Source organism: Enterococcus sp. DIV0691, from assembly GCF_051711145.1.
In the GTDB taxonomy this organism is placed as follows: domain Bacteria; phylum Bacillota; class Bacilli; order Lactobacillales; family Enterococcaceae; genus Enterococcus_B; species Enterococcus_B hirae.
In genome coordinates, this window is record NZ_JBIOLY010000001.1 from 333,452 (window position 1) to 345,000 (window position 11,549).

Consider the following 11,549-nt stretch of genomic DNA (forward strand, 5'->3'; position numbering starts at 1 on the left):
TTTTGCTCATTTTTTTGTTTGTTTTTGGGGAGAAGTCTGAGATTTACGAGATCAATTTTTTTAAACCACGTACAGAAGCCGGAATCACTTCGCCATTTGCTAACGTGATTTCACGAGTTTTTTTGTTGATCGTACGGACATTTTGAGTATTGATCACGTATGATTTATGGCAGCGGATAAAATGACGGTTCATTTTCTCTATTTCTTTGATTTTATCATAGAACTGCATTTGCGCATGAGTCAAATGAACCTCTAATTTATGTGGCGTTCCTGGGGAAGTAGAGAAATACTGGATATCTTTGATCGGAAGAAATTTTATTTCATCATTAAATTCGATTTTAAAAATATCTTTTTGTAAAGGAGTCGCTTTGACATCTTCAAAGATCTTACTTAAAATACGTTCCACATTTTCTTTTAAATCAAAAATATCTTCTTTGATAATATAATCAGTCGGTTCAATATTACTCTTTAAGATAGACATTGAAAGATCCGTATGAGAAGTAACATAAATAATTTTTCCTAAAGGATCTAGATCTCTTACGCGTTTTCCGATCATAATACCATCTAGATCGCTATCTTTTAATTCAATGTCTAAAAAATAAATACCAAAAGATGAGGTTCGTACTCTAGCTGCTTGAAGAAGTTCAATTGGATCAGAAGTGGCGATATGGACATAACTATCCAAATTCTCAATCATAATTCGATTTTTGATCACTGCTGAAATTACTTCCAACTGTTTCGTGTCATCTTCGCAAATATAAATTGGAATCATACGAATACTCCTTTATTTTGTTTGTATATAGATTGTCTGAGAAAAACGTTGATTCTCAATAGATGTCTCTAAAAAGATATAAGGATTGGCCTTTGACAGCTCATCCAAAATGAATAAACCGAGTCCTTCGTTTTTAGGATCTTTTTTTGTTGAAAAACCTTTTTGTTTTAATTGATTTAACGGAAGTGTATTCATCGTTGTATTGATGACACGAATAATCACTGAGTTTTTCTTTTTTAAAACAAAGAGTTCAATTTTCTTCTTTTTAGTAATTAAAGCTCCTTCAATCGCATTATCTAAAATAATACCTAACATTCGGACGATGTTTACTGTGTGTTTTTTCTTTAAAGTGATCTCTTCTGGAATAACAAGATGCACGGATAATCCTTTTTCTTGTGCCATCATTAATTTCAAAGACAATAAGCTTCTTATTTCAGGAATTTTTATGTTATCTAACAGACTAAGGTTTGCTGGGAAAAGATCCATCATTTGACGAGTGGGTAAGATATTTTGATTGTAGTACTTACGTAATCCCTCCAGGTCACCTTCAGCAAGATAACTATTCATTGAAAAAAGCAAGTTTTGATAATCATGCTTGAATTCTCTAAGGTCTTGATAGTTTTTTTCTAGATCACGGATGTAATCTTGTTGCATTTGCATACGCTGTTCTAACAATTGGTCTGCCATTTTTCTCTTTGAAATTTTCCAATAATAAATGAGGATAAACAGCCCGCCACAGAGATAAAGAATGAAAAAGCCAGTGTTGATAGTTAAAATTTGGGGAGTCTCGCCAGAAAAACGTGTATAAAAGATAACGATATAATAGGTAAATAACATCAACGCGCCAACGGTTCCAATCATTCGGCGATCCAACCCATGGAAATTTTCTAAGGCTTTTTTAAAAGCTAAAGCAAGTAAGATCGATAACGTCGCAGAAATGACGATATGAATATACTGCAAGGAATCTCCTGGTTCAATGACAGCAGATTTCAAAATAAAAAAATCGCTGATGCTCGTCAAATGGTCTCCTAAAAGCGAAGTAAGCAATCCCCAAGGAAGAGCATAAACCAGTTTTTGCGGGGAAGTAGAAAAGAAGAAGAATGTTAGCATCAGCATACCTATAGCAAATAAAGCAGTAAATATCCCAAATAAAGGATACATAAAACCTAACAAGACACAAGAGATTAAAATAGTGGTAACGAATAAGTATTTCTTTTTAATTTGGTGTTCAATGAGTAATACACAAATTGTGTAAATTAAATATTGCAAGGCTATGGACCACAAAAACATAAAGTACAGCTCCCATTGATTTTTACCAAATTATAGCATATTTATTGAATTATTTTTTTAATTTTTCAGGGATTTTAAACTCTGAACTCATACCAAAGCAGCATCCAGACACAAAGAAGTCAGACAAATTAGTAAGTTGTTTAATGATTGTTTTTTTCATAGAAAATTCCTCCAAGATTCATTATATAATTCGTAATTGGAAGCAGCGTAGCTATTTCTAAAATAATCCCGAGAAGCAAGTAAGTAGAAAAGTAAGAATTAGCGAAAAATAAAATAGTTATTGCAAATAGAAGAAACATGAAAATTGCTTTTTTTAACAGTGGTGGGCGTTTTTCAGGTTCAATGGGATTGATTGCTGTACCTTTTGATCCATAGCGAAGCAACAATAAGAAACAGATGATCAATGAAATGACCTTCAGTGGGGAAGAGATGGTCACATCAAAGTGTTTCATTAAGAGGGGAACGCCCCACAAATAAAGCAAAGTCCATAGTAAACAAACAAATTCAGAATCAGAATGAAGTCCGTAAGCATAGCGACGGATACAAATATAAGAAAGAAAGGTCAATCCTGTTTCGACCCAAGAACCGGTTATTAAAGAAAATACTAAAACAACGGCCAATTTGCCAAGGTTATTCATTAATACATCAAGGGCAAATTTTACTTGGAGATAAACCATTTCATCTTCTATTTTTTCACCACTGAATAATGTGTCTAATATTCTATTTACAACTTTATTTTTCATCCAACGTACCTCCAATAACGATTTTATTCTAAATTTGTTAAAAATAGTGTTTCGATTCATAAAAGGTTGTTTTGACATCAAAACCGTAAAAAAAAGATCAAAAAATTCAGTTAGATCTTTCTTTTTTGAGTATTTTATAAATGGCAGATAAAAAAAGTGAACGGTTTTGACATGAAAAGGGCTTTTTATGATTTTTATGTGTTCTCTGCCTAGAAGTGTGTTAAAAATTGATTGACTTAAAAAATATTGGAGGAACTATCATGGGGAATGAACAAGTAATGGAGAAAATGGATGAGCAATTATTTGAAGTTGGTGAAACAGGTGCTTTTGTTTCAGATTTATTTGAAGCACCTATCAAAGGAGAAATTGAAAAAGTTTATGAAAACAGCGTGATGATCCGGGTCATCAAATGTGCAGTAGAAGATAATGAAACTGCCGACAGTTTGCATTGGCAACTTGTTGTTCGAAAATCAAGTGCGATAATGGAATGAATAAAAATAAACATAAACACAACAAATAGGCTGAGGTACTGTCCGAGTATCCTGTAAATCAGTCTATTTGTTGTGTTTTAGTATAGTGATTTTTTTAGTTGGTCATTAAAGTGAACACGCTTGTCCTTATTTTTTGGATAAGACTATATGACGTTGGTAAAATTTCCATACTTGAATGCTTTGAACAATTGCTATGATTAAAAATAAAACAGCCACTAATAAAATAGCAAAATGCCCAAATAAATGATGGCAAAAAACGAGAACGCCTGCGCCACTGATGAAAGCCAGAACAACTGTCAGAAAATGGAAAAAACGATCGAACGCTGCTTTTTCTTTTGTGACAAGAGAATCGTATAAGTTAGTAGCAACTCCTTTTAGATTCCCCGTAGTAAAAAGATTAGTATAAGCTCGTCCATCGATTTTATCAAAAGCGACCCATTGAATAGCTGCTGTAAATGCAATCATGATGGTTACGATGGCTGGGTGGATACTGATTGGAGTCAGACTGACTAAGAAAAAGATAATTGCTTCGTAGTAAAGAACATACAAACGCCAATAGTGTTTTTCTTTCTTTTTGAAATAATCAATCAAAAATTTTGTCAGTAAAATCCCTAAAAAAAAGAAGACAGTAGAAAGAATTTTTTTTCCAACGCTAATCCATTCACCATCGAAAGCTTGGATGATTGCTAAGACAATATTACCCGTTTGTGCTGAAGCAAATGCGTTATATTGAATATATGTATAACTGTCCATTGCGCCACCGATAAAGGATAATAAAAGTCCGATTGTCCGTCCTTCATGAAATGAAGTACTCATTTATATTCACCTTCAAATTAATATATTTGTCTTTTTTATTCTATCATATTGGTTATATGTTTTTGATATTTTATAGATAATTTTCAGAAAAGGTCAGTGTTTGCTAAAGTCATTTTAATTTTTAGAAAGGTCTGTTAGTATAAAAGAAAAATATTGACCATTTATATATAGAAAGATGTGAAAACAATCAATCAAGGGAATGAAAAAGAAATACTTCGCTTACAAAGAGAAATCAGTCATTGGGAAAAAAGATATGAGAAGCTCCAACAAATTTTCCGGATGCAAGAAGAGATCATTGCAAGCTATGAAGCAGCTTATGGTGAAGCACCTGGGCTGATTGAGGAAGAAAAAGAAACGAATAATAGTCATTCATTTTTCGATATGATGGAAAAGCGCTCCTACAATCGTTTTAATTACGAGCAAAAAGCAGCGATTACTTACAATATGGAAAAAAATCTAAGGATCATTGCAGGAGCGGGAAGTGGGAAGACCCAAACAATTTGTGCAAAAGCTGTCTATTTAATGACTGAAAATCAGGTAGATGAGCAACGGATATTGATGATCACTTTTACGAGAAATGCTGCGAATGAATTGAAAAAGCGAGTAGATAATTTTAGCCAACGAAAGACCAATGTTCATATAGGAACTTTTCATAGTATCTTTTTTCGTTTGTACAATGATATTTGTCGCCAATTCCCAGAAGTAGTCACTGAAGGGATACAGGGAGAATTTTCAAAAGAGACCTCATACAAAGTCAGTGGACTAATACAACAACTTATTCGTAAGTATAATTTATATGCTTTTGATCAATATGGAGAAAAAAATTTGGCGGCACGTCTTGATTATTGGCAGAATATGAACTTATCAATAGAAGAAACGCGAGTATTGATAAAAGAAAACTTTGACTTTATTGAACCGAATGCAACTATGCCGATTTCCGAAAGAATGACCCACTTCATGCGAGAACTGCAAGCACAAAAGAAAGAGCAACATCTTTTTGAATTCAATGATGTTCTAAGTAATTTAAAACAAGCCTTGCAGAACGAAGAAATCAGAAACTTCGTGGGACAAAAATATGATTATTTATTTATTGATGAATTTCAAGACACGAATCCTTTACAGTGGGAAATTGTTCGCCTGATCACGAAGGAAACACCAATGAAACTTATTGTGGTCGGTGACGATGATCAAAGTATCTATGGGTTTCGAGGTTCGGAACCTTCTTATATTAAAAATTTTGACCAAGAGTACGCAACGAAGACGCTTTTTTTATTAACCAACTATCGTTCACGTGCCACCATTGTTCAAGGAGCGAATCGCTTAATTACATTTAATAAAAATGATCGTATCCAAAAAGCAATGATTCCAGCTAAGAAAGAGGCGGGGATCATGCAGGCGCTAGCTTTTGATGATATACAAGCTGAAAGTCGCTGGATCATTGAACAAATCAAAACATTGATTAAACATAAAGGAAAATACAAAGAATCAATCGTTTTATATCGGTCGTTAACGCAAACCCAGCAATTAGTCCAAGACTTGTTACAGACGGATATCCCCTTTGTGCTAGAAGCAGATGGCCCATACGAAGGGATATTTGGAATAAAACTATTTCAACAGTTCTATCAAAGGATCCTTTACTGGCAAAATGCAACTACTTATCAAAAAAAGACACAGGGTTATCAACAAGTACTCTATCAGTTAATGATTAATTGCTATTTCAAGAAAGCTGAATGTGAGGACTATTTTTCTAAACGAAATAAAGTAACAGATATTGTGGAATATATCCTTTCTGTAAAGCCGCATTTAAAAACAAAAGAAAAAGAGATTCATCGGTTTGTAAAGGACCTTCATACTTTTGATAAAAATGGCGGAAAAGGTTTTGATCGTTTAATTCAAAGCTACCTTAAATTAAGTCGACCAACTAAAGAAATAGACGGTAGTGAGCGTGAATGGTTGTTAGGAACGCTCAAACAATTTCCAACATTAGAAAAAATCAACCATTTAGAAAAAGACATCCAAGCAGTTGCGAAACAACTAAAAACTCGTTTAATCGCTTACCGGCAAGGAAAACTTGATGCTTTATGCATTCAAAGTATTCATAGAAGTAAAGGCTTAAGCTATCGCAATGTTTTTTTAGTTGGTTGTAATGAAGGAGCTATTCCTTACAATGGTGCCTCTGATAAAGCAGCCATTAGTTTGGATAAGGTCAAGGCAGAGCATGTGACAACAGTCGAAGAAGAACGCCGTCTTTTTTATGTAGCAATGACCCGAGCAAGAAATCGTCTCTATTTGTGTATACCTTTGATGAAGGGGACGAGAAAATTGAAAACTTCTAGATTTATTAGAGAAACAGGTTGTAAAATTAAAAAAATACATGTTTAATCACATAAAAAACGATATTATTAGGTATAAAATACTAATAATGTCGTTTTTTTTATGTGTTTTTCTTCTTTTTTTTATACAAAATAAATTATTTTTTTTCATATAAACACAGGATTAAAAGGGTTTAATAGCAAAGAAGAATAAATTTTCTGAATTTTAATAGCTAATAATTGGTGTTTTTTATAACTTTCAGTTAGAATGGGATTATAATTAAAAAGGAGTGAGAGAATGATAAAAGTATATACTTCCCCTAGCTGTACTTCTTGTAGAAAGGCAAGAGCATGGTTGCAAGAAAATCGTTTAGATTTTGAAGAAAAAAATATTTTTGCAGAGCCGATATCAGAAAATGAAATACGTGAAATTTTAGCAGCCACTAACGGAGGCGTTGAAGACATTATCTCTACTCGCTCAAAAATATACGAAAAATTAGCTATTGACTTCAACGAGCTCACATTAAAGCAAATGATCGTCCTGTTTAAACAATATCCTTCTTTACTAAGACGTCCGATCTTAATTGATGAAAAAAGAATATTGATCGGTTTTAATGAAGATGAAATTCGTTCGTTTGTTCCAAGAGAAATTCGTTCAGTTGCAAGAAGAATGATTTATATGCAAAACAGTATCTTCAGTTAAATTTAAAAAAGGAGGAATCTTGTGAAGGTATACGGGTCGGCGCATTGTGTGACGTGTCTAAAAGCAAAGCAGTGGTTAGAAGAACATCATCTCTCTTATCAGTTTATTGATTTAGATCAGAGAGAGCTAACCGTTAAGGAAGCAAAAGAATTGTGTGGGTTTGAGAATGTTCACGCGGAACGACTGTTCGCCACTTGGTCACAAGGTTTCAAAAATCTGGAAATTGATTTATCTACTATTAATGAACAACAATTGATTGTTTTGTGTAGAACACATGGAGAACTAATCAGACGTCCGCTGATTATTTTTGATAATGTTTTATTTGTTGGGTTTAATGAGGAATTAATGGAGAAATTAATTGCAAGCCAATAAATACAGGATGACTTCAGTGGCAAAAAAACGAAATAGTCGGTTAGAGGAGATGGATGGCTATTCATTTCCTTTTTTTGTGAGTGATCTTTTCTAAAAGAAACTTGTCTCAGTCTCTTCTATTATCTCTAAAAACGAATAAACGGTGTTCAAAGAGCTGACCTTCGGCGATAAGTCAAAAAATCTCAAAACATGAGGAGCTGTTTCGAGATTTTTTGACTTAACGCTTAGGTCAAGACACTCTTTTCACAACCTCTTGCTAAAAGGCGTTCAAGAAGCAACTCCTCAACAATAAGCGATGGTTTTCTAAAATATGAGGAGCTATTTTAAAAAATCATCGCTTATTCGCTCGGAGTTGAACGCTTATTTCACAGCCTCTTGTTTCAACCTCATTGATCAACGGGAAAACGATGAACGTTCATCAATGGGGCAACCGTGTGGAGTAACCAAAGATGTCATAAATGGACAACAGCTGAAAGAAGTCTTACAGTTCGATTATCTGGATAGCCAGAATCAGTAGAATGACTATGGCTTATTTAATATAGAAAAGCTGAAACTTGAAGTATAACCTATACCAAAGGTTTAAATACTTATTGACATGTGTAAAATTACATGATATATTCTTTTTTGTTGTTTTTAGTTACTCGTTTTAAAAAAATGAAGTAATAAAAAAGATTCAAAAAGTTCTTGACGTGTGAGTTATCACATGATAAGATAACTGAGTCGTTAAAAAACAACAGCTTATGAAGCTTGATTTCATCGAAAAAAACTTCAAAAAAGTTGTTGACAAATAACAAACGATGAGTTATGATAAATGAGTTGCTGAAGCACTTCTGAAAAACGAAGTGAAAAAACTTTTAAAAAAAGAGTTGACAAACAAATGTCGGTCTGTTATGATATAAAAGTTGCTACGGCAATATCGAATGATTAATCGCTAGCTCGTTAAGAAGTTTCAACTTTAAATCAAGTAGCGTTAATCAAGTAGACCTTTGAAAACTGAACAAAGCAAAGACAAACCAAATGTGTAGGGCGTCTTGATTGATTCAAGACAACAAACATTTTTAACAAGCAAGCAATATGCTAGCAAACAATTGAGCTTAACAATCGCAAGATTGTTCGAACTTTTTATGAGAGTTTGATCCTGGCTCAGGACGAACGCTGGCGGCGTGCCTAATACATGCAAGTCGAACGCTTCTTTTTCCACCGGAGCTTGCTCCACCGGAAAAAGAGGAGTGGCGAACGGGTGAGTAACACGTGGGTAACCTGCCCATCAGAAGGGGATAACACTTGGAAACAGGTGCTAATACCGTATAACAATCGAAACCGCATGGTTTTGATTTGAAAGGCGCTTTCGGGTGTCGCTGATGGATGGACCCGCGGTGCATTAGCTAGTTGGTGAGGTAACGGCTCACCAAGGCGACGATGCATAGCCGACCTGAGAGGGTGATCGGCCACATTGGGACTGAGACACGGCCCAAACTCCTACGGGAGGCAGCAGTAGGGAATCTTCGGCAATGGACGAAAGTCTGACCGAGCAACGCCGCGTGAGTGAAGAAGGTTTTCGGATCGTAAAACTCTGTTGTTAGAGAAGAACAAGGATGAGAGTAACTGTTCATCCCTTGACGGTATCTAACCAGAAAGCCACGGCTAACTACGTGCCAGCAGCCGCGGTAATACGTAGGTGGCAAGCGTTGTCCGGATTTATTGGGCGTAAAGCGAGCGCAGGCGGTTTCTTAAGTCTGATGTGAAAGCCCCCGGCTCAACCGGGGAGGGTCATTGGAAACTGGGAGACTTGAGTGCAGAAGAGGAGAGTGGAATTCCATGTGTAGCGGTGAAATGCGTAGATATATGGAGGAACACCAGTGGCGAAGGCGGCTCTCTGGTCTGTAACTGACGCTGAGGCTCGAAAGCGTGGGGAGCAAACAGGATTAGATACCCTGGTAGTCCACGCCGTAAACGATGAGTGCTAAGTGTTGGAGGGTTTCCGCCCTTCAGTGCTGCAGCTAACGCATTAAGCACTCCGCCTGGGGAGTACGACCGCAAGGTTGAAACTCAAAGGAATTGACGGGGGCCCGCACAAGCGGTGGAGCATGTGGTTTAATTCGAAGCAACGCGAAGAACCTTACCAGGTCTTGACATCCTTTGACCACTCTAGAGATAGAGCTTCCCCTTCGGGGGCAAAGTGACAGGTGGTGCATGGTTGTCGTCAGCTCGTGTCGTGAGATGTTGGGTTAAGTCCCGCAACGAGCGCAACCCTTATTGTTAGTTGCCATCATTTAGTTGGGCACTCTAGCAAGACTGCCGGTGACAAACCGGAGGAAGGTGGGGATGACGTCAAATCATCATGCCCCTTATGACCTGGGCTACACACGTGCTACAATGGGAAGTACAACGAGTCGCAAAGTCGCGAGGCTAAGCTAATCTCTTAAAGCTTCTCTCAGTTCGGATTGTAGGCTGCAACTCGCCTACATGAAGCCGGAATCGCTAGTAATCGCGGATCAGCACGCCGCGGTGAATACGTTCCCGGGCCTTGTACACACCGCCCGTCACACCACGAGAGTTTGTAACACCCGAAGTCGGTGAGGTAACCTTTTGGAGCCAGCCGCCTAAGGTGGGATAGATGATTGGGGTGAAGTCGTAACAAGGTAGCCGTATCGGAAGGTGCGGCTGGATCACCTCCTTTCTAAGGAATATTACGGAGACTACACTGTTTGTTTTTCACTTTGTTCAGTTTTGAGAGGTTTACTCTCAAAGAGATATTTTTGTTCATTGAAAACTGGATATTTGAAGTAAATTAGTAATACAAACCGAGAACACCGCGTTGAATGAGTTTTTTAATAAGTTCAATTGCTTATTTTCTTGATCGGACTTCTATCGCTAGAAGAAAGATCAAAACCCAACCGCAAGGTTGATAAGGTTAAGTGAATAAGGGCGCACGGTGGATGCCTTGGCACTAGGAGCCGATGAAGGACGGGACTAACACCGATATGCTTTGGGGAGCTGTACGTAAGCTATGATCCAGAGATTTCCGAATGGGGGAACCCAGCATCTTTTATAGGATGTTACGTTTGCGTGAATACATAGCGCATTCGAGGTAGACGCAGAGAACTGAAACATCTAAGTACCTGCAGGAAGAGAAAGAAAATTCGATTCCCTGAGTAGCGGCGAGCGAAACGGGAAAAGCCCAAACCAATGAGCTTGCTCATTGGGGTTGTAGGACTCCAATATGGTAGTTCTTTCAGATAGTCGAATGACTTGGAAAAGTCAGTCAAAGAGGGTAAAAACCCCGTAGATGAAATTTGGAAGGCACCTAGGAGGATCCTGAGTACGGCGGAACACGAGGAATTCCGTCGGAATCCGGGAGGACCATCTCCCAAGGCTAAATACTCCCTAGTGACCGATAGTGAACCAGTACCGTGAGGGAAAGGTGAAAAGCACCCCGGAAGGGGAGTGAAATAGAACCTGAAACCGTGTGCCTACAACAAGTCAAAGCCCGTTAATGGGTGATGGCGTGCCTTTTGTAGAATGAACCGGCGAGTTACGATTGCATGCGAGGTTAAGTTGAAGAGACGGAGCCGCAGCGAAAGCGAGTCTGAATAGGGCGTTTGAGTATGTAGTCGTAGACCCGAAACCATGTGATCTACCCATGTCCAGGTTGAAGGTGCGGTAAAACGCACTGGAGGACCGAACCCACGTACGTTGAAAAGTGCGGGGATGAGGTGTGGGTAGCGGAGAAATTCCAAACGAACTTGGAGATAGCTGGTTCTCTCCGAAATAGCTTTAGGGCTAGCCTCGGAATTGAGAATGATGGAGGTAGAGCACTGTTTGGACTAGGGGCCCATCTCGGGTTACCGAATTCAGATAAACTCCGAATGCCATTCATTCATATCCGGGAGTCAGACTGTGAGTGATAAGATCCATAGTCGAAAGGGAAACAGCCCAGACCACCAGCTAAGGTCCCAAAATATATGTTAAGTGGAAAAGGATGTGGGGTTGCACAGACAACTAGGATGTTGGCTTAGAAGCAGCCACCATTTAAAGAGTGCGTAATAG

Annotated in this window: 9 protein-coding genes and 2 rRNA genes (1 of these 11 cut by a window edge); 7 read left to right on the forward strand and 4 right to left on the reverse strand. The window is 37.6% G+C overall.

Annotated elements, in window-relative coordinates; all coding sequences use genetic code 11:
* Positions 1–43: 43 nt before the first annotated feature.
* From IGJ11_RS01530 to IGJ11_RS01540, 3 genes are all read right to left on the reverse strand, one after another.
* Positions 44–772 carry a LytR/AlgR family response regulator transcription factor gene (locus IGJ11_RS01530; protein WP_010720220.1) on the reverse strand — a complete coding sequence of 243 codons (729 nt, stop codon included), beginning with the start codon at positions 770–772 and terminating at the stop codon, positions 44–46.
* A gap of 12 nt (positions 773–784) precedes the next feature.
* Complete coding sequence (locus IGJ11_RS01535; protein WP_010736951.1) at positions 785–2,062, reverse strand: sensor histidine kinase; 1,278 nt, start codon at positions 2,060–2,062, stop codon at positions 785–787.
* Positions 2,063–2,202: 140 nt separating this feature from the next.
* Complete coding sequence (locus IGJ11_RS01540; RefSeq protein WP_010736952.1) at positions 2,203–2,805, reverse strand: accessory gene regulator B family protein; 603 nt, start codon at positions 2,803–2,805, stop codon at positions 2,203–2,205.
* Positions 2,806–3,065: 260 nt separating this feature from the next.
* On the opposite strand from IGJ11_RS01540, the gene IGJ11_RS01545 reads away from it, so the two are divergent.
* The gene (locus tag IGJ11_RS01545) at positions 3,066–3,296 is read left to right on the forward strand and encodes a hypothetical protein (protein WP_010720217.1); all 231 of its coding nucleotides are present in this window, start codon (positions 3,066–3,068) and stop codon (positions 3,294–3,296) included.
* 126 nt (positions 3,297–3,422) lie between these two features.
* On the opposite strand, the gene IGJ11_RS01550 is transcribed toward IGJ11_RS01545, so the two are convergent.
* The gene (locus tag IGJ11_RS01550) at positions 3,423–4,112 is read right to left on the reverse strand and encodes a YoaK family protein (RefSeq protein WP_010736953.1); all 690 of its coding nucleotides are present in this window, start codon (positions 4,110–4,112) and stop codon (positions 3,423–3,425) included.
* A gap of 177 nt (positions 4,113–4,289) precedes the next feature.
* Between IGJ11_RS01550 and IGJ11_RS01555 the strand changes: the two genes are divergently transcribed.
* The 6 genes from IGJ11_RS01555 to IGJ11_RS01580 form a co-directional block, all read left to right on the forward strand.
* Positions 4,290–6,494, forward strand: a complete 2,205-nt coding sequence (locus tag IGJ11_RS01555) for an ATP-dependent helicase (protein ID WP_010720215.1) — start codon at positions 4,290–4,292, stop codon at positions 6,492–6,494.
* A 228-nt stretch (positions 6,495–6,722) separates the two neighbouring features.
* On the forward strand, positions 6,723–7,127 hold the full coding sequence (locus tag IGJ11_RS01560; RefSeq protein ID WP_010720214.1) for a Spx/MgsR family RNA polymerase-binding regulatory protein: 405 nt from the start codon (positions 6,723–6,725) through the stop codon (positions 7,125–7,127).
* Between the two features lie 21 nt (positions 7,128–7,148).
* The gene (locus IGJ11_RS01565) at positions 7,149–7,499 is read left to right on the forward strand and encodes a Spx/MgsR family RNA polymerase-binding regulatory protein (protein ID WP_010720213.1); all 351 of its coding nucleotides are present in this window, start codon (positions 7,149–7,151) and stop codon (positions 7,497–7,499) included.
* A gap of 352 nt (positions 7,500–7,851) precedes the next feature.
* Entirely contained in the window at positions 7,852–8,016 is a 165-nt protein-coding gene (locus IGJ11_RS01570) for a hypothetical protein (RefSeq protein ID WP_438772255.1), read from the forward strand.
* Positions 8,017–8,619: 603 nt separating this feature from the next.
* Positions 8,620–10,179 (forward strand): 16S ribosomal RNA (locus IGJ11_RS01575).
* Between the two features lie 232 nt (positions 10,180–10,411).
* Positions 10,412–11,549, forward strand: a 23S ribosomal RNA gene (locus tag IGJ11_RS01580) (it continues 1,776 nt past the right edge of the window).
* The 16S and 23S rRNA genes sit together here, the layout of an rRNA operon.